Below are 19300 nucleotides of genomic sequence, written 5' to 3'. Positions count from 1 at the left end.
TACACGCCCGGCGGATTGTGTGACTGGCCGTTCCCGATCCGCGCCGGATGTATTATGGTGGCGGGGTGCGCATATAAAAGCAGCCCGCCGTGTTCGGGCCAGAGCAATGAGGGTGTCATGAGTAACGAAAGCATTAACTGGGACAAGCTGGGTTTCGACTACATCAAGACCGACAAACGTTACCTGTCCGTATGGCGTAACGGCGAGTGGGACAAGGGCACCCTGACCGAAGACAACGTGCTGCACATCAGTGAAGGCTCCACCGCCCTGCACTATGGCCAGCAGTGCTTCGAAGGCCTGAAGGCCTACCGCTGCAAGGACGGTTCGATCAACCTGTTCCGCCCCGACCAGAACGCCGCGCGCATGCAGCGCAGCTGCGACCGCCTGCTGATGCCACGGGTCTCGACCGAACAGTTCATCGAAGCCTGCAAGCAGGTGGTCAAGGCCAACGAAAAATTCGTGCCGCCGCACGGCAAGGGCGCGCTGTACCTGCGTCCGTTCGTGATCGGCACCGGTGACAACATCGGCGTGCGCACCGCCCCCGAGTTCATCTTCTCGGTCTTCGCCATCCCGGTCGGTTCCTACTTCAAGGGCGGCATGACCCCGCACAAGTTCCTGATCTCCGACTACGACCGCGCAGCCCCGCAAGGCACCGGCGCGGCCAAGGTCGGCGGCAACTACGCGGCCAGCCTGCAACCGGGCTACGAGGCCAAGAAAGCCGGCTTCGCCGACTGCATCTACCTCGATCCGCTGACCCACAAGAAGATCGAGGAAGTCGGTTCGGCCAACTTCTTCGGCATCACCGCCAACAACGAATTCGTCACGCCGAAGTCGATCTCGGTACTGCCGGGCATCACCCGCCTGTCGCTGATGGAACTGGCCGAATCGCGCCTGGGCCTGAAAGTGATAGAAGGCGACGTGGAAATCGACAAGCTCGACCGCTTCGTCGAAGCCGGCGCCTGTGGCACCGCCGCGGTGATCACCCCGATCGGCGGCATCCAGTACAACGGCAAGCTGCATGTGTTCCACAGCGAAACCGAAGTCGGCCCGGTCACCCAGAAGCTCTACGCCGAGCTGACCGGCATCCAGAGCGGTGACGTCGAAGCCCCGGCGGGCTGGATCGTCAAGGTCGCCTGAGGCTTCAGCCTGCAGTGAAGACGGGGTATGCCAGCAATGGCATGCCCCGTTTTTCTTGGCTTTCACGGCCCTGGGCAGCCAGATGAATTTTTCTTAAATCGCCGGTTGTCTATTCTTTGGCACAATCAGGTCTCCACTCGCCGCCCAGGAACCAGCATGCCTCGCGTACTGACCATCGAAGACGACGCCGTCACCGCCCAGGAAATCGTCGCCGAACTGTCCAGCCACGGCCTGGAAGTCGACTGGGCCGACAATGGCCGTGAAGGCCTGGCCAAGGCCATCGCCGGCGGCTATGACCTGATCACCCTCGACCGCATGCTGCCCGAGGTCGATGGCCTGACCATCGTCACCACCCTGCGCAACCTGAAGATCACCACGCCGATCCTGATGATCAGCGCCCTGTCGGACGTCGACGAGCGCGTGCGCGGCCTGCGCGCCGGCGGCGACGACTACCTGACCAAGCCGTTCGCCTCCGACGAGATGGCCGCCCGGGTCGAGGTGCTACTGCGTCGCAACAGCGTGCCGATGACCCAGACCCGCCTGCAGGTCGCCGACCTCGAGCTGGACCTGATCAGCCACGAGGCGCGCCGCGGCGAGCAGGCGCTGAACCTGCTGCCCACCGAGTACAAGCTGCTCGAGTACCTGATGCGCCACTCCGGCCAGGTGATCACCCGGATGATGATCTTCGAGGAAGTCTGGGGCTACCACTTCGACCCAGGCACCAACCTGATCGACGTGCACATCGGCCGCCTGCGCAAGAAGATCGACTCGCCCGGGCAGAACCCGCTGATCCGTACCGTGCGGGGCTCCGGCTATGCCATTGCCGAACCCGTCTAAGGGCTGGAGTTCTTCCACCAGCCGCCTGCTGGCGCTGTACAGCTTCCTGTTCGTGGCCTGGAGCAGCATCCTGATGGGGGTGCTGTACTTCGAGGTCACCAGCTACCTGAACAAGCTCACCCGTCATTCCATGCTGCAACGCCAGCACCTGTTCGCCCATATGAGCGGCAAGCAGCTGGACGACGCGCTGATCGCAAGCCAGGCCTTCGAGGAACGCAGCTTCGACGCCTACGGCCTGTTCGACCCCCAGCTCAACCCGATTGGCGGGCGCATCCGCAGCATCCCGCCGGAGCTCGGCCTGGACGGCAAGGTCCATGAGCTCAAGCGTTGCCTGGACGCCGACGATCCGCACCTGCCCCGCGACAGCTGCGACGCGGTGGCGATCAAGGTCCAGGACGGTCGCTGGCTGGTACTGGTGCGCGACAACGGCTCGCTGTTCGTGGTCACCCGGATCATTCTCGACGCGCTGCTCTGGGGCATTTCCCTGACCCTGATTCCAGGCTTTGCCGGCTGGTACCTGCTGCGCCGCCGACCGCTCAAACGCATCCGGGCGATCCAGGCCCAGGCCGAACTTATCGTCGCCGGTGACCTGACCCACCGCCTGCCGGTGTCGGTGCGCCGCGATGAACTGGACATGCTGGCTGCCATTGTCAACGCGATGCTCGACCGCATCGAAAGGCTGATGCACGAGGTCAAGGGGGTCTGTGACAACATCGCCCACGACCTGCGCACGCCCCTGACCCGCCTGCGCGCGCAGCTCTATCGCATTCGCCAGCAGAGCGGCGCCGATTCCGCCGAAGGCGCGGCGCTGGACCAGGCGATCGGCGAGACCGACACGCTGATGGCACGCTTCCGTGGCCTGTTGCGTATCAGCGAACTGGAAGACCGCCAACGCCGGGCCGGCTTCGTGCAACTCGACCCACAAGGCTTGCTGGTAGAACTGCACGACTTCTACCTGCCACTGGCCGAAGATGGCGGCATCCATCTGCAACTGAGCCAGCCCGCGCAACTGGCGGCCCTGCATGGCGATCGGGAATTGCTGTTCGAGGCCCTGGCCAACCTGGTAGGCAACGCCATCAAGTTCACCCCGCAAGGCGGCCAGGTGCGCATCGTTGCCAGCGAAGACGATCAAGGCGTGCATATCGCGGTCGAGGACAGCGGGCCGGGGATTCCGGCGGATGAGCGCGAGGCGGTGTTGAAGCGGTTCTATCGCAGCGAGGAAGGCCATCGCCACCCGGGGTTCGGGCTGGGGTTGTCGATCGTCGCGGCGATCGTCGACCTGCATGGCTTTGGATTGGAGGTGGGGGCCAGCGAACTGGGTGGCGCCAAATTGGTGCTGCATTGCACCAGGGCAACCTGAAAAGCATCGCGGGGCAAGTCGCATCGGCGCTGCGCCGATGCGACTTGCCCCGCGACAGGGCTTGAGCCGATCAGTCAGCCAGGCGCCAGGTGGTGGTGCCCTTGCTGTCTTCCAGCACCACGCCCATGGCGGTCAGCTGGTCGCGGATACGGTCGGACTCGGCCCAGTTCTTATCGGTACGCGCCTGCAGACGCGCCTGGATCAGCGCCTCCACTTCGGCGGCATCGACCTTGCCCTCGGCACCGGCACGCAGGAAGTCATCGGCTTCCAGTTGCAGCACACCCAGCACATCCCCCAGCTCGCGCAGACGACCCGCCAGGCCGGCGGCGGCCTCGGGGTCGCTGTCGCGCAGGCGGTTGATCTCGCGCACCAGGTCAAACAGCACGGCGCAGGCTTCCGGCGTGCCGAAATCGTCGTTCATCGCCACGGTGAAACGCTCGACGAACGCCTCGCCACCCTTGGCCGCGACCCGCGGCAAGCCGCGCAGCGCGTGGTAGAAGCGCTCGAGCGCGCCCTTGGCGTCGCGCAGGCTGTCCTCGGAATAGTTGATCGCGCTGCGGTAGTGGCTGGCCACCAGCAGGTAGCGCACCACTTCCGGGTGGTACTTGTCGAGCACGTCGCGGATGGTGAAGAAGTTGTTCAACGACTTGGACATCTTCTCGCCATTGATGCGGATCATGCCGCAGTGCATCCAGGCGTTGGCGTACTGCTTGCCGGTGGCCGCCTCGCTCTGGGCGATCTCGTTCTCGTGGTGCGGGAACTCCAGGTCGCTGCCGCCACCGTGGATGTCGAAGCTCTCGCCCAGGCAGCAGGTGGACATCACCGAGCACTCGATGTGCCAGCCTGGACGACCCGGGCCCCACGGCGAATCCCAGTACGGCTCACCGGGCTTGACGCCCTTCCACAGGACGAAGTCCAGCGGGTCCTGCTTGGCCTCGTCGACCTCGATGCGAGCGCCGATGCGCAGGTCTTCGATCTTCTTGCGCGACAGCTTGCCATAGCCGACGAACTTGCCGACCCGGTAGTACACGTCGCCGTTGCCCGGCGCGTAGGCATAGCCCTTGTCGATCAGGGTCTGGATCATCGCGTGCATGCCGGGGATATGGTCGGTGGCACGCGGCTCCAGGTCCGGCGGCAGGATGCTCAGGCGCCGCTCGTCCTCGTGCATCGCGTCGATCATGCGGGCGGTCAGCGCGTCGAACGACTCGCCGTTCTCGTTCGCCCGATTGATGATCTTGTCGTCGATGTCGGTGATGTTGCGCACATAGGTCAGCTCATAGCCGCTCTTGCGCAGCCAGCGGGTGACCAGGTCGAAGGCCACCATGCTGCGGCCGTGGCCCAGGTGGCAGTAGTCGTACACGGTCATGCCGCACACGTACATGCGCACCTTGTTGCCGTCCAGCGGCTTGAAAATTTCCTTGGTCTTGCTCAGCGTGTTGTAGATGGTAAGCACGAAGGTTCCTCAGCTGCCCCACGAATCGCGCAGGGTCACGGTCCGGTTGAATACCGGGCGACCCGGCTGGGAGTCTTTCAGGTCGGCGCAGAAGTAGCCTTCGCGCTCGAACTGGAAGCGGTCTTCTGGCTGGGCCTGGCCCAGGGAAGGTTCCGCGCGACAACCGCTGAGCACCTGCAGCGAATCGGGGTTGATGTTGTCGAGGAAGCTGCCGCCGTCTTCGGTCTTCTCCGGGTTGGCGGAGCGGAACAGGCGGTCGTACAGACGCACTTCGCACTCGACGCTGCCTTGCGCCGGCACCCAGTGAATCACGCCCTTGACCTTGCGGCCCTCGGGGTTCTTGCCCAGGGTGTCCGGATCGTACGAGCAGCGCAGTTCGACGATGTTGCCGTCAGCGTCCTTGATCGCCTCGTCGGCACGGATCACATAGCTGCCGCGCAGACGCACTTCGCCGGCCGGCTCCAGGCGCTTGTAGCCCTTGGGCGGCTCTTCCATGAAGTCGTCGCGGTCAATGTACAGCTCGCGGGCGAACGGCAGCACGCGCACGCCCATGTCTTCCTTCGGATGGCGCGGCAGTTCGAGCTGCTCGACCTGGCCCTCGGGGTAGTTGGTGATCACCACCTTCAGCGGGCGCAGCACGCACATGGCGCGTGGCGCGGTGCGGTCGAGGTCGTCGCGGATGCTGAACTCGAGCATCGCCATGTCGACCACGCCGTCGGAGCGGTTGGTGCCGATCATCTCGCAGAAGTTGCGGATCGAGGCCGGTGTGTAGCCGCGGCGGCGGTAGCCCGACAGCGTCGACATGCGCGGATCGTCCCAGGCTTCGACATGACCTTCGTCCACCAGCTGCTTGAGCTTGCGCTTGGAGGTGATGGTGTAGTTCAGGTTCAGGCGGCTGAACTCGTACTGGCGCGGGTGCGCCGGCACCGGCAGCTTGTCGAGGAACCAGTCGTACAGCGGACGGTGGCTTTCGAACTCCAGGGTGCAGATCGAGTGAGTGATGCCTTCGATGGCGTCCGACTGACCGTGGGTGAAGTCGTAGTTGGGGTAGATGCACCACTTGTCACCGGTCTGGTGGTGGTGGGCATGACGGATGCGGTACAGGATCGGGTCGCGCAGGTTCATGTTCGGCGAGGCCATGTCGATCTTGGCGCGCAGCACGCGCTCGCCGTCCTTGAACTCGCCGGCCTTCATGCGCGCGAACAGGTCGAGGTTCTCCTCGACGCTGCGCTCGCGGAACGGGCTGTTCTTGCCGGCCTCGGTCAGGCTGCCGCGGTATTCCTTGGCCTGCTCGGGGGTCAAGTCGCAGACATAGGCGTTGCCCGACTTGATCAGTTCAACGGCCCAGGCGTGCAGCTGTTCGAAGTAGTCCGAGGCATAGCGCACCGGGCCCGCCCACTCGAAGCCCAGCCATTTGACGTCACGCTGGATGGAGTCGATGTACTCCTGGTCTTCCTTGGCCGGGTTGGTGTCGTCGAAACGCAGGTGGCAGACGCCGCCGAACTCCTTGGCCAGGCCGAAGTTGACGCAGATCGACTTGGCGTGGCCGATGTGCAGGTAACCGTTGGGCTCCGGCGGGAAGCGGGTGACGATGCTCTGGTGCTTGCCCGAGTCCAGGTCGGCCTGGACGATCGGCCGCAGGAAGTTCACAGGGACGGCGGGTGCGCCTTTGGCAGCGGCGTTTGGCGCGTTGTCGGCAGTGGGCTTGCTCATAGTGTCCTTGAATGCAGGTAGCCGGCCCGGGTAGGCCGATTGAATCAAAGGGCCTATCATAGCCGAAGCAGTCAAGCTGCTGACAGCCGAAGTGCCCACAAAAGTGCCGACAAAGTGGCACGTTTTGTCGCCCCGAGGCGGCGCAATCCGGCACAATGGCGGCCCAGCGGCCTGTGTCGCGGTTGCCTGATCCTGCGTCAGGTACTCCGAGCGCCCTGCGCGCACTTATTTCCGAATGCCTTGAAAGAGCGAATTTCAGCATGTCCAAAGTCAAACTGAGCACCAACCACGGCGATATCGTCATTGAACTGAATGACGAAAAAGCCCCGATCACCGTGGCCAACTTCCTCGAATATGTGAAGGCCGGGCACTACAGCAACGTCGTGTTCCACCGTGTGATCAAGGGCTTCATGATCCAGGGCGGTGGCTTCGAGCCAGGCATGAACGAGAAGCGCGACAAGCGTGCCAGCATCCAGAACGAAGCCGACAACGGCCTGAAGAACGATAAGTACACCATCGCCATGGCCCGCACCATGGAGCCGCACTCGGCCTCCGCGCAGTTCTTCATCAACGCCTCGAACAACGACTTCCTCAACCACAGCGGCAAGAATGTCCAGGGCTGGGGCTACGCCGTGTTCGGTAAAGTGACCGAAGGCACCGAGGTTGTCGACGCCATCGAAAAAGTCGCCACCGGGTCCAAGTCTGGCCACCAGGACGTGCCGAAGGAAGACGTGATCATCGAGAAAGCCGAGATCATTGAGTGATACTGCTGATCTCCGATCTGCACCTGCAAGAAGAACGCCCGGATATCACCCGGGCGTTTCTTGATCTGCTCGACGGCCGCGCCCGCCACGCCAAGGCGCTGTACATCCTCGGTGACTTCTTCGAGGCCTGGATCGGCGACGATGCGATGACGCCGTTCCAGCAGTCGATCTGCCAGGCCCTGCGCCGCTTGAGCGACAGCGGCACGGCGATCTACCTGATGCACGGCAACCGCGACTTCCTCATTGGCCAGGCGTTCTGCGAGGCCGCCGGCTGCACCCTGCTGGCCGACCCCAGCGTGGTCGAGCTCGGTGGCGAGGCGGTGCTGCTGATGCACGGCGACACCCTGTGCACTCGCGATGTGGCCTACATGAAGCTGCGCCGCTACCTGCGTAACCCGCTGACCCTGTGGATCCTGCGGCACCTGCCGCTGGGCACGCGGCAGAAGCTGGCGCGCAAGCTGCGCAGCGAAAGCAGCACCCAGGTGCGCATGAAGAGCACCGAGATCGTCGACGTCACCCCCGAGGAAGTGCCCAAGGTGATGGCCGCCCACGGCGTGCGCACCCTGGTCCATGGCCACACCCACCGGCCGGCGCTGCACAAGCTGGTGGTCGACGGCCAGCCGGCGCGGCGTATCGTGCTGGGGGACTGGGACCGGCGGGGCTGGGCGTTGCAGGTGGACGAACAGGGCTTCCAGCTGGCGCCGTTCGAGTTTTCCTGAGCGACCGCCCATGCGCGGTCCCTGTAGGAGCGGCCTTGTGTCGCGAAAGGGCCGCAATGCGACCCCCGATTTCAGCGATTATGCAAAGATCGCCGGGGCTGCTTTGCAGCCCTTTCGCGGCACAAGGCCGCTCCTACAGAGGACGCCTGATTACTGGGCGATGACCACGCGTCCCTTATCCCGCTCGCTGATCACATACTGCCGATACTGCGGATCAGCCTTGATCTGCGCCTCGGTGAACGGGATCGGCGCCAGTTGCTTGGCCGCAAAGGCCCGCGTCTGGTCGGCGGCATGCGCCGATGCCTTTTCGCTCGACAGCGAGAACGCCAGCAATCCCTGAGCCTGTGGCCCCTGCTCGGTGAAGCTGACCACCTGCAGATAGCTCGAACCACTGACCACCAGGCGCTTGCCCGGCCCCACCGGCACACTGACCATCGCGTTGTAGACCCCCAGGGCCTGCGGACCGCCGGGCACCGGCGTGCCATCGGCGGCCTGCTGGATCTGCCCCCAGCGCTGATCGGCGGCAATGCCTGCCTCGCCCACCTGTTCCAGCGACGCCAACGCCGCCTCGCGCAGCAGCTTGCCTACCGCGGCCTGCTCCACTGCCAGCCCGCGAGGCGTGTGCTGCGGGTCGGCCGGGTCGAACGGCACGCGCCAGCTTTGCGGGTGCTCGGCCAACGCGCCGGCGATGTTCATGAAATGAACCAGGCCGACGCCGCTGTCCAGGTCGGCCTTGCCGTTCCAGTCGCGCAGGCTGGCGCACACTGATTCCAGATCCGTCTCCACACCCTTGCACCACTGCAGCAGGTCCGGCAGCAACAGGCTGGCCTGGTACACCTCGTCATCGAACACCATGCGCTGCAGCTCGGCGACACCCAGCTTGTCCCGGCCCTGCAGGCGTTGCAGGGCAAAGCGGCTGCGCATGCCCAAGGGCTGGTCGGCACGGCTGACCAGCGGCGAGAAACCGGTCAGCGGCTGGGCCGGGTTGGCCATCCACGCCGAATCGTTGGCGTGCTGCACATAGTCGCGCCGTTCCAGGCTAGGCAGCAGGCTCGCCGGGAAGATCCCCGGCTGGGCCGCCTGCGCATCGACCTTCCACTGGCAGGCGCTGCGCGAGCCATCGAGCACCACCAGCGGGCCGGAAGCCGCCGGATTGCTGCACTGCGCCAGCAGCGCCTGGTCGACATAGGGCACCACCGACTGGTTCAGGTACAAGGCCTGGCCAGCGGCATCCACCGCCAGTGTGTTGACCCAGGGAATGCCCTGCAACTGCCCTACAGACGCTTTCAGCGCTTGCAGGCTATCGGCGCGGTTGATCCGGTACCACTGCTGCAGGACCCGGGTATTGTCCAGGTTGGCGTCGCGCAGGCTGTAGGCCGCCTGGTTATCCCAATCCAGCCGCCCTGGCCACTGCACCACCGGGCCGAATTTCGACAGGTGGATCGTGCGTTGCACCTCGCTCAGCGTGCCGTCTTCGCCCTTCACCATGACCTTGAGCGGCTTGCGCTCCAGTGGCAGCGACTGGCCGTCATACAGGTAACGGGTCGCATCCTTGGGGTCCAACTGCAGGCGGTAGAGGGTGAAATGCTTCGAGGTGTCGACGGTGTGGGTCCAGGCCAGGTGCCGGTTGAAGCCGATATTGACCACCGGCAGGCCCGGCAGGGCCGCGCCCATCACATCCAGCTGCCCGGGGATGGTCAGCTGCATCTGGTAGAAGCGCATGCCACCGACCCAAGGAAAATGCGGGTTAGCCAGCAGCAGCCCGCGACCGTTGGCCGAACGCTCGCTGCCCACCGCCACGGCATTGCTGCCACGCTCGGCGGCGAACTGCGCCTGGCGCGCGAGGGCCACGCTGTAATCGACCGCCGGACGTTGCGCCGCCAGCTTCGGCGGGGTCGCGGCCACCACCCCCTCGACGAACTGACCGACACCGCCTTCGGCCAGCAGGCGTCGGGTCAGCTTGACCAAGTCGCGGCTGCTGATCGGCCGCACCCAGTCCCCTGCCCCGCATTCGGTCGGCAGGCCTGCGGTGCGCCGCTCGCCCAGGGCGCGGTTGTAGCCGCTGGCGTAGCCTTCGAGCAGGTCGCGCACCGCCACCGGCTGCGCCTGCAGGAAGGCATCCACTGCCGCCGGTTCGTTGAGCCAGGTAAAGAACAGGTCGCTGGACAGGTTGTCGCGCTGCTCGACCGTCTTGCCGTCGCCGCCAAAATAGCGCGAGCGCTCGCCATTGACCGTCAGCACCTCGTTGGCCAGCAGGCACAGGTTGTCCTGGGCGTAGGCGTAGCCGATGCCGTAGCCCAGGCCGCGTTCGTCCTTGGCCAGGATGTGCGGTACACCGAAGCTGGTGCGGCGGATCTGCGCAGAGGCCTCGTCGGCGACCTCCCGTGCCTGGACGGCCAGGCTGGAGGCGACCAGGGCGGCGGCGAGGCCCAGGCGGAACAGGGGAAGAGGGATCACAGGCACTCCTCGTGCTATCGGGGTCATCCCGAACAGACGAATGGCCGGATGAAAATTTTACGGTCGACGCGAGGCTGCAACGTCCTCAACAGAACGTGTCAGATTTTTTTCACCGAGGGTTGCAGTTTTGTCGATCTCATTCGTCTTTAGATGTGAGGCACCCATGATTTCGGGACAGTCCACGAAAAGGAGCATTCACATGTACAACCCGCAACAAACGCTATCGGCGCCGCCCGCCCCAGGCCAGGCCGCCGCCCCCCAGGAGGAACGCGTGGGCAACGAACAGATCCGCGAGCTGCTGCGCGCCTACGGCCTGCGCACCAGCCTGATCCGCCTGAAGGTCATCGACGCCCTGCACACCGCCGGGCGCAATGGCCGCAGCATCGGCGTGCGCGGCGTGCATGCGCAACTCGAGCAACTGGACATTCCGCTGTCGTTCCTGAGTGTGCGCGAAGTGCTCAAGCGCCTGTGCAGCGAAGGCGTCATCAGCCTGGGCAGCGACAAGTGCTACAGCCTGAACCCCCAGGCCTGGGCCGTGCTCGAGCAACCCGTCTCGCGTTGAGCGCCTGGCCGGCAAGGATATGCCGGCCCGCCCGTCTCAGGGCTTGACCTTGCGCCGCAGGATCCCGTTGATCACCACCACGACCACCGCGATGGCGATGGCGATGTACTGGAACGTCTGCTCGCTGATAGTGCCCTGCTTCTGCAGGTAGCTTAGGCCGAGCATGATCCCCAGGACCACCAGGATGATCAGGATCGAGTATTTGAGGCGCTGCACATGGGTCATCGGAGTTTCCTTGCGACATCGGGGACATGAGGCTCCAGCGGAGCCGACGCCATGATACCTCGCCCGTTTTTCCCTCGCTGAAGTTCCTGCCCTCATCTTTTCCCTGCACTTCCCTGCCCTCCCCAGGCTCACCCGGAATATCCCTGGGCGCACGCCTGGGTCATCCACCCAAACTGCCATCATGGAACCCCTTCACTAGACGGTTTGGGGCCTGCAGCCAAAGGGTGAAGGCGTTTCCTACTTGAAGCTATAGGATTGCCCGCAAACAGTAGGCAGTTGCGACTACAAGCTCCGGTCCGCTTCGCGCCTAGCGACCCTTTCCACTGCTGTTCGAAAATCGGACCACGCCACTCGGACCGCCACCCGTGGCTGACCACGCCGCAGCCATTCGGGCCTCGGCGTCTGCCAAACCTACATGACGGAAGGAACCATTTCGTGGAAAAGCCAGACCTGAGCAATATCGACATCACCCAACTGCCTCAATCGCTGCAGGCGCTGATCGAGTGCGTCGGCCTGGACAGCGCCTACCGCCTGACCTGCGCCTTCGGCGGACGCCCCAAGTACATTCCCAAGCATCGTGACCGCAGCAAGCTCGCCGACATGCTGCCATCCGAGGCGCTCGACGCGCTGATCGAACGCTACGCCGGCCTGGCCCTGGAAATCCCCAAGCCCGATCACTTCCAGCGCCAGCTGCGCAACCAGCAGATCCAGAAGGAAAGCGCCAGCGGGCTGTCGCGCAGCCTGCTGGCCAACAAGTACGGCCTGAGTCTGCGACAGATCGGCAACATTCGTCGCCAGGAGTGCCACGCCCGCTGAGCAGGCACTCCACCTGGTTTAGAAATCGCGCTTGTAGAAGATATCCAGCGAGCTGGCCAGGCCGCTGGCGGCCTCGAGGTAGACCTTCTTGCTGAGCTTGTAGCGCAAGGCGATGGTGTTCGCCGGCTCGAACACCCCGACGCCATAGCGCAGGCTCAGCCGCTCGGTGAGGTTGCCGCTGGCAACCACGCTGGTCTTGTTACCCGTGCCCTGGGTGTCGAGCTGAAAGTCATCGATGCCCAGGTTGGAAGCCAGCCCCCCGGTCAAGCCGGCGCTGCCCATCAGGCCTAGGCCCAGTGCCGCTTCGGCAAGCATGTTGTTGTCCTCGCCGGAGCTGTTCAACGGCCGCCCCAGCACCAGGTAGGACAACGCCTGCTCCTGGCTCATCGCCGGCTCCGAGAACACCTTGGTGGTCGGCTGCTCGGCGCTGCCGCTCAAGCGGATGCCGGCAATCACGTCATCGACCTGGCGAATGGCCTCGATGTCCAGGTACGGCTGGTCGATGGGCCCGGCGAACAACAGGCGCGCGCGGCGGATGGTCAGATTCTGCCCATACTGCCGATAGCGCCCGTCAGCCAGGCTCAATTCCCCGCGGGTGTCGAGGTTGTCGCCGATATGCACATGCCCAAGCAGGTTGGCGGTAAGGCCGAAGCCCTTGAACGACAGTTTTTCGCTACCGACCTCGACATCGATGTCCATGGCCACCGCCATCGGCGGCTTGCCCTGCTCGGTCTGGTGGCCGACGATCACCGTGTCGTCCGAGACCTTGACCGTCGACGGCGGCAACTCGCGCACCGTGATCTTGCCTTTGGGCACCAGCACCTTGCCGGTCACCGCCAGGCGGTCGTCCAGCAGGCGGATGGTCAGGTCGGGCGCAACCTCAAGCGCCGCGTACGGCTCGACGCTGACCGGCAGCTGCTGGCCCTGCAGGCGCAGGTCCATGCCCAGCGCCTGCCCCCAGGTCAGGTGGCCGGCCAGTTGCCCACGACCGACGGCGCCGCTGCGCCAGTTGCCGCTCAACTGCACCTGCTCACCGGCGATCAATGCCTGCAACGACAGGTCCTCAAGGCTGACCGGCAGTTCCGCGCCGCTGACTTCGCCACCGCTCAAGGCAAGGTTGCCATTGACCTGGGGCGCCAGCAGGCTGCCCGACAGACGCCCGCTACCATTGAGTTGGCCGGCCAGGCGCTCGACCATCGGCAGGAACGGGCGGATGACCGACAGGTCGAGCCCGGCCAGGCGGAAGTCGCCGGACAGCGGCTTGTTGCGCCCCAGCGGGTCGATGCGGGCATTCAGGCTCAGCTCGCCCAGGCGCTCGCCACGGAAATCCACGCGGGTGTCGACCCGGCGCGGCGCCAAGGCGCTGTCCAGACGCAGCACCTGGTAGGGGAAGTCGATCCAGCGGTCCTTGTCGCGCACCCGCAGGGTGCCGCCGCCGGCATCGATGCGGATGCTGCCCTTGGGGCCGCTGGCGGGGATGTCGAGGTTGATGTCGGCGTTGAGCAGGCCCTGCCAGGCGAAGTCCTTGGGCAGCCACTGCGCCAGGCTGTCCAGCGGGAACTGCTTGAGGTGGTAGCGCAGGCGCGGCTCCGGGACCAGGCGCTGGTCTTCGCCGCACAGGCTGGCCTGGCCGGAACGCCAGCAATGGGCACCGAAGTCGAGCTGGCCGCTGGCCAGCCGTTGCAGGCGCGCCGGGGCCTGCAACTGCCAGTCCTGCCCGCCGGCCTGGATGCGACCGCTGGCCAGGCGACCGCGCCAGTCGCCCTTGTTCAGCGCGCCGTCCAGCGCCAGGTCGAGCTTGAGTTGCGGGCCGTCGAGGGCCAGTGTCGCAGCCTGCTGGCGGATATCGCCCTTGCCTTGCACATCGAGGCTGCCCAGGGCGGTGTCCCCCAGGCGGATCCCGCCGGCCTTGAGCGTCAGCTGGCCGCGCTGGGCGCTGTCCAGTCGCGCGTCGAGGTCCAGGCGCTGCACGCGGTTGTCGGCCTGGCCCAGTTGCTGGCCCTGCAGGGCCAGGGTGCCCTGGGGCGCGGCCAGGGTACCGGCCAGGTCCAGGCGGCCCTTGGCCTGCCCTTGCAGTTGCGGCCAGAGCTGGCCCAGGCGCGGCAGGTCGAGGTCGATACGCCCGGCCAGGCGCTGCTGCAGGCTGGCGCTGCCGCTGATGCGATTGTTACCCAACTGCACCGTCAGGCTGCCCAGGGTCCAGCGCTCACCGGCGCCCTCGGCGTCGACCTTGACCAGCGCCGGCTGGCCGCGAAGGCGACCCTTGAGGTCCAACTGCGCCTTGAGCGCCAGTTGCTCGTGCTTCAACTCGCCCTGGCTGCGCAGTGGCCCGGCCAGGGTGCCCGGCAGCTCCGCCAGCCAATAGGCCGGGTCCAGCGCCGACAATTGCAGGTCGACATCCCAGGCCAGGGTGTCGGCAAAGCGTAAGGCGACACTACCGGCCGCCTTGCCCTGCCCCGCGCTGAGCAGCAGCTGCGGCAGGCGTACCTGGCCCAGGTCGCCCTCGAACGGGCTGGCCAGGCTGAAGGCGCCTGCCGGGCCGTCCAGGTCGCCGTTGAACGCGCCCTTGTAGTTGCCGTCGCGGTACTGCACCTGGGCGTTGAAGCGCTTGAGGGTGACTTGGGGCGCCTGCTCCAGCGGATACAGGCGCAACCAGGGGAAGTCCAGCCAGTCGAGGCTGGCGTCGGCGCTCAGGCCCTTCTGCCAGTCGGCGCTGGCCTGCAGCTTGAGCCGCTGCGTGTCGCTGGCGTTGAGGTCCAGGGCATCAATCCGGGCACCCTTGGCGTCCACCTTGCCGGCCAGCACCAGGCCCACCGGCCCTTGCTCGGCGGGCAAGGTGGCCGAGCCCGAGAGTTGGTAACCCTTGAGCAGATCGCCCTGGGCATCGAGCTTGAGCTGGTTCAACTGCAGGGTGTCGGGCAACTCGCCGGCGGACTTGAAGGCCTCCGAGCGGATGCTCAGGCGGGCCGGCAGGTGCTCGGCCAGGGCCTGCAATTCACCGTTCAACCGGGCATCCAGGTAACCGCTGCTGGTGGCCTCGATGACGAGGGTCTTCTGCAGCTCGCCCTTGGCATTCAACGCCAGCTGCCACGGTTTGCCATCCACCGCCGGCAGTTGCAGCGTGCCCTGCAGTTGCAGTGGCCAGTCACCCTGGGGCGTCAGGTCGCCCTGAACGTCCAGGTGCAGATCGTCCCGGCGCAGTTGCAGGCTGTCCACCCGCAGGCCGCTCGCGGTCCAGTGCGCGGCCAGGCTCAGGTCACCCAGCAGGTCACTGCCATCCAGGCGCAACCGGCCCACCTTGACCTCGCCCAGCTCGATGGCCAGTGGCAGGTTCAGCGCCGGCAATTGCAACGGGCCGCTGTCGGGCTGGTCTTCACCCGGCGCAAAGGCCATGTCGATGCGCTCGGCCTGCAGGTGCTTGACGCACAGGGTGGCACGCAGCAGGCAGGCCGGCGACCAGGCCAGTTGCGGCGCCAGCAGCTCGACCCGATCGTCGCCGGCGGACCAGCGCAGCAGGCTGGCCTGCCAGCTGCCGCCAAGGCGCCCGGTAAAATCGCTGACCTCGAGCCCCGGCACCCGCGCCAGCGCCCAGCGGCTGCCCGCCTGGGTGCCGAGCACCAGCCCCAGCGCCAGGACGATCAGCATCAGCAGGCCCGCCAGCACCAGCAGGGTCGTTTTGAACACACGCATCACAGCTCTGGCCCCATGGAGAAGTGCAAGCGAAAACCACCGTCATCATCCAGCGCGCGGGCCAGGTCCAGGCGCAGCGGCCCGACCGGCGACACCCAGCGCACGCCGATGCCGACACCGGTCTTGAGGCTTGGAAATTCCAGCGAATTGAACGAGTTGCCCTGGTCGACGAAGGTCGCCAAGCGCCATTTTTCCGCGATCGAATACTGGTACTCGGCGCTGCCGGCCACCAGGTAGCGGCCGCCGATGCGGTCGCCCTGGTTGTTCTTCGGCGACAGCGACTGGTAGTCGTAGCCGCGCACGCTCTGGTCGCCACCGGCGAAGAAACGCAGCGACGGCGGGATGTTCTGCTGGTAGCCGTTGGTGGCGCTGCCGCCGAACTGCACGCGACCAAGGAAGCGATGGTTCTTACCCAGGGTGGTCAGGCCCTTGAGCAAGACGTTGCCATGGATCAGGTTGGTGTCCGAACCCAGGCCCTCCTTGGCCGCTTGCAGGTCGAACTGCAGGCGGTAGCCGTTGTGCGGATCGATGCGGTTGTCGCTGCGCAAATACGAGAAGCTGACGCCCGACATCAGCAGGTTGCTCAGGCCCGAGTCGTCGCCCAGGCGGTATTCCTCGCGTTGGTACTTGAGCGAGATCACGCGCTGCCAGCCACTGGGCAGCTTGCTGTGCCACTCGGGGCCGACGGTGAGCAGCTTGCTCAAGGTGTCGGTACCGGAAATTTCCTCGTTCTGGTAGCCGCCGGCGAAGCGCAGCTTGTCGGTGAGCGGCGGGTCCAGCGGGATGTCGTACCACAGCCCGACGTTCTGCCGGGGCGCCGACAGTTCGGTCTCCCAGCCGTAGCTGTGCCCCTGCGGGTTGACCCAGTGCCGGGTCCAGTTGGCCTTGCCCCGCGGCCCGACGTCGGTGGAAAAGCCCAGGCCCAGGCCCAGGGTGCGCGGCTTGCGGGTATCGAGGCGCACATCCACCGGGATGTCCTCGCCCACCGCGGCGGTGGGCGCAGCGTCCACGCGCACGCTGTCGAAGTAGCCGCTCGATTGCAGGTCGTTGTTGAGTTCGGCGATCAGTTCCGAGTCGTAGGGCGTGCCGGGTTTGAACGATACCATGCGTTGCAGCAAGTCGTTGTCCAGCGGCGCGTCGCCGCCGAAGGTCACCGCGCCGAGGCGGTAGCGCGGGCCGCTCTGGTAGACCAGTTCGATGTCGGCCACACCGGCCTGCGGGTCCACCGCCAGACGCTGGCGCTCGAAGCGCCCGGCAAAGAAGCCGTAGCGCGACGCCTGGTTCTGGATCAGCCGCTTGGCATCCTCGTAGGTGCCGTGGTTGAGCTGCTCGCCCGGGCGCAGCGCCTTGCTGTCGGGGATGCGAAAGACCTTGAGTTCGCTGGCCGGCCCGTCGATGCGCACGGTCACGTTGCGCAGGCGCACAGGCTCCCCGGGCTCGACCCGGATGATCAGTTGCGCGGGTTTGTCGTTGCCCCCCGGTGCCTTGACCTCGGTCTCGACCCGCGCCTGATAGTAGCCCAGGGCCTGGGCCGCCTTGCGCGTCTGCTCCTCGGCGCCCCTACTGAAGCGCAGCAGGGCCTCTTCGTCGCGCTCACCCAGGCTGCCGATATACCCTTCGATATTGGACTTGAGCGCCTTGTTGGCGGGTTTTACCCGCACCAGCAATTCGCTCTGCGCCCATGCCATGGAGCTGGCGGCCAACAACAGCAGGCCCCAGCCAAGTCTTCCTGAATACGTCATGCGCGGCATGCTACCAGAGCAAAGGGGTCAAGAGGGCTGTCGGCAAACGCCTGTCACAGGTTCGCCGCCCTGGATGAGCGGGGATTGGGGTGGAAGAACACCCGTTCCCTGATCGGCCCCACCGCGATCTCGCCGATCTCCTCATAGCCCTGGCGCTGGTAGAACGCCAGGTAGTGCGCATTGCCGGTGTCCAGCACCACACCTTCGGTACTGGCGTCTTCCGCGCACCAGTCGTGCACCGCCTGGAGCAGTTGCTCACCGTAATGCTGGCCCTGGAACTGCGGGTGCACGCCCAGCAGCGGCAGGACATGGACATTGTCGCCCGGCAGGCAGCCGGCCAGCGCGGCCTGGTAGTCCAGGTAGCGCCGGGTGCAACGCAGCCCGGTACCGAGGATCATGCGCAGGCGCCAAGCCCAGCTGTCGGCCACGCCCAGGCGCCGCTGCGGCGGCACGATCAGCGCCAGGCCGATCAGGCGGTCTTCCAGCAGCAGGCCGATCGCCGGCAGTTGCAGATAGAAGTGCTGGCGCACCCATTCGCGCACCATCACCCGCAGGCGGCGCTCGTAGCCAGGGCGCTGGCCCTCGAACAGCCAGGCGAAGGTCGGCTCGTGGCGATAGGCATGGTAGAGCAGCGAGCGCGCCTCACGGGCGTAGCCGGCGTCGAGCAGGCAGATACGGGCCGGGGCGGCGATGACGTCAGGCATTGCGGGCAGTCCTCCTGGAATGGGCGTACAGTGCCTTGGAGCCAGATTCCGGCGCTGGGTTCACCGCCTCCAGCACGTTAGCAGCGCCCGACGCACGGCGCCATGCTGGCTGTGGCCGGCGATGTCGGCTAGCATCCGTGGCTTTTACCAGGATCGTCTTTCCATGAAGATCGTCTCGTTCAACATCAATGGCCTGCGCGCCCGCCTGCACCAGCTGGCGGCACTGATCGACAAACACCAGCCGGACGTGATCGGCCTGCAGGAAACCAAGGTCAGCGACGAGCAATTCCCGTTGGCCGACGTCGAGGCGCTCGGCTACCAGGTGCACTACCATGGCCAAAAGGGCCACTATGGCGTCGCCCTGCTCTCGCGCCAGGCGCCGCTGTCGTTGTCCAAGGGCTTCGCCGGCGACGAAGAGGACGCCCAGCGCCGCTTCATCTGGGGCACCTTCGCCGATGCCGACGGTACGCCGATTACGGTCATGAACGGTTACTTCCCCCAGGGCGAGAGCCGCGACCACCCCACCAAGTTCCCGGCCAAGCAGCGCTTCTACAGCGACCTGCAGGCGCTGCTGGAAGACCAGTTCCAGAACAGCCAGCCGTTGGTGGTGATGGGCGACCTGAACATCTCGCCTCAGGACTGCGACATCGGCATCGGCGCGGACAACGCCAAGCGCTGGCTGAAGACCGGCAAGTGCAGCTTCCTGCCCGAGGAACGCGAATGGATGGAGCGGCTCAAGGGCTGGGGCCTGGTCGACAGCTTCCGCCACCTGCACCCGGAAGTGGCCGACCGTTTCAGCTGGTTCGACTACCGCAGCCGTGGCTTCGAGGACGAGCCCAAGCGCGGCCTGCGCATCGATCTGATCATGACCTCCCAGGGCTTGCTGCCGCGGATCAAGGCCGCCGGGGTCGACTATGAGCTGAGGGGGATGGAGAAGCCTTCGGACCATGCGCCGATCTGGCTTGAGTTGGGCTGAGTTGAGCCGCTAGCGCTTGACTCTAGCCTTGCAGCGCCCTCGAGATCGAGCGCCGCCCGCGCGGCGCTCGATCTCATAGGCGCCACACCTCTCTCGTCAAACACTTACACAAATCCCCCTTAAACATCGCCTCGTTCATTTCGTC

Annotated in this window: 15 protein-coding genes; 8 read left to right on the top strand and 7 right to left on the bottom strand. The window is 65.7% G+C overall.

Annotated elements, in window-relative coordinates:
- Positions 1-117: 117 nt before the first annotated feature.
- The 3 genes from DMX06_RS12995 to DMX06_RS12985 all read left to right on the top strand — a co-directional run bounded on the left by DMX06_RS12995 (position 118) and on the right by DMX06_RS12985 (position 3334).
- Entirely contained in the window at positions 118-1137 is a 1020-nt protein-coding gene (locus DMX06_RS12995) for a branched-chain amino acid aminotransferase (protein ID WP_028690746.1), read from the top strand.
- A 156-nt stretch (positions 1138-1293) separates the two neighbouring features.
- Positions 1294-1974, top strand: coding sequence for a response regulator transcription factor (locus DMX06_RS12990; protein ID WP_050706019.1), 681 nt, complete (start codon positions 1294-1296; stop codon positions 1972-1974).
- On the top strand, positions 1952-3334 hold the full coding sequence (locus DMX06_RS12985; protein WP_110737634.1) for a sensor histidine kinase: 1383 nt from the start codon (positions 1952-1954) through the stop codon (positions 3332-3334). Before DMX06_RS12990 ends, DMX06_RS12985 begins: the two co-directional genes overlap by 23 nt.
- 70 nt (positions 3335-3404) lie before the next feature.
- Here the strand turns inward: DMX06_RS12985 and cysS are convergent, their stop codons facing one another.
- Entirely contained in the window at positions 3405-4787 is a 1383-nt protein-coding gene (gene cysS, locus DMX06_RS12980; RefSeq protein ID WP_110737632.1) for a cysteine--tRNA ligase, read from the bottom strand.
- Between the two features lie 9 nt (positions 4788-4796).
- Positions 4797-6500 (bottom strand): glutamine--tRNA ligase/YqeY domain fusion protein, encoded by a 1704-nt coding sequence (locus DMX06_RS12975; protein ID WP_096049959.1) that lies wholly within the window; start codon positions 6498-6500, stop codon positions 4797-4799.
- Positions 6501-6760: 260 nt separating this feature from the next.
- Between DMX06_RS12975 and DMX06_RS12970 the strand changes: the two genes are divergently transcribed.
- Positions 6761-7264: a peptidylprolyl isomerase gene (locus tag DMX06_RS12970; RefSeq protein ID WP_110699387.1), complete on the top strand. Its 504-nt coding sequence runs from the start codon at positions 6761-6763 to the stop codon at positions 7262-7264.
- A complete protein-coding gene (locus DMX06_RS12965) occupies positions 7261-7983 on the top strand; it encodes a UDP-2,3-diacylglucosamine diphosphatase (RefSeq protein WP_110737630.1) in 723 nt (240 codons plus the stop codon). The genes DMX06_RS12970 and DMX06_RS12965 overlap by 4 nt, the downstream gene beginning before the upstream one ends.
- Before the next feature lie 150 nt (positions 7984-8133).
- Here DMX06_RS12965 and pvdQ read toward each other — a convergent pair whose 3' ends face one another.
- Positions 8134-10440 (bottom strand): bifunctional acylase PvdQ, encoded by a 2307-nt coding sequence (gene pvdQ, locus DMX06_RS12960; protein WP_375538097.1) that lies wholly within the window; start codon positions 10438-10440, stop codon positions 8134-8136.
- A 199-nt stretch (positions 10441-10639) separates the two neighbouring features.
- On the opposite strand from pvdQ, the gene DMX06_RS12955 reads away from it, so the two are divergent.
- On the top strand, positions 10640-11002 hold the full coding sequence (locus DMX06_RS12955; protein WP_110737627.1) for a fe2+ zn2+ uptake regulation protein: 363 nt from the start codon (positions 10640-10642) through the stop codon (positions 11000-11002).
- Positions 11003-11038: 36 nt separating this feature from the next.
- On the opposite strand, the gene DMX06_RS12950 is transcribed toward DMX06_RS12955, so the two are convergent.
- Entirely contained in the window at positions 11039-11227 is a 189-nt protein-coding gene (locus tag DMX06_RS12950; RefSeq protein ID WP_011533313.1) for a hypothetical protein, read from the bottom strand.
- A gap of 435 nt (positions 11228-11662) precedes the next feature.
- On the opposite strand from DMX06_RS12950, the gene DMX06_RS12945 reads away from it, so the two are divergent.
- Complete coding sequence (locus tag DMX06_RS12945) at positions 11663-12043, top strand: Mor transcription activator family protein (protein WP_110737625.1); 381 nt, start codon at positions 11663-11665, stop codon at positions 12041-12043.
- 18 nt (positions 12044-12061) lie between these two features.
- Here DMX06_RS12945 and DMX06_RS12940 read toward each other — a convergent pair whose 3' ends face one another.
- The 3 genes from DMX06_RS12940 to DMX06_RS12930 are packed head-to-tail and all read right to left on the bottom strand — an operon-like array spanning position 12062 to position 18179.
- Positions 12062-15736: a translocation/assembly module TamB domain-containing protein gene (locus DMX06_RS12940; RefSeq protein WP_110737623.1), complete on the bottom strand. Its 3675-nt coding sequence runs from the start codon at positions 15734-15736 to the stop codon at positions 12062-12064.
- A complete protein-coding gene (locus tag DMX06_RS12935; protein WP_110737621.1) occupies positions 15733-17475 on the bottom strand; it encodes an autotransporter assembly complex protein TamA in 1743 nt (580 codons plus the stop codon). The genes DMX06_RS12940 and DMX06_RS12935 overlap by 4 nt, the downstream gene beginning before the upstream one ends.
- A 53-nt stretch (positions 17476-17528) precedes the next feature.
- Positions 17529-18179 carry a GNAT family N-acetyltransferase gene (locus DMX06_RS12930; protein WP_110737619.1) on the bottom strand — a complete coding sequence of 217 codons (651 nt, stop codon included), beginning with the start codon at positions 18177-18179 and terminating at the stop codon, positions 17529-17531.
- Between the two features lie 163 nt (positions 18180-18342).
- Between DMX06_RS12930 and xthA the strand changes: the two genes are divergently transcribed.
- Positions 18343-19155, top strand: a complete 813-nt coding sequence (gene xthA / locus DMX06_RS12925; RefSeq protein WP_110737617.1) for an exodeoxyribonuclease III — start codon at positions 18343-18345, stop codon at positions 19153-19155.
- Positions 19156-19300 lie beyond the last annotated feature (145 nt).

Origin of the sequence: Pseudomonas mosselii, assembly GCF_003205295.1 — a bacterium.
Taxonomy (GTDB): Bacteria; Pseudomonadota; Gammaproteobacteria; order Pseudomonadales; family Pseudomonadaceae; genus Aquipseudomonas; species Aquipseudomonas mosselii_B.
Note: the sequence above shows the minus strand (reverse complement) of the source record. Positions and strands in the feature narration are given on the sequence as shown.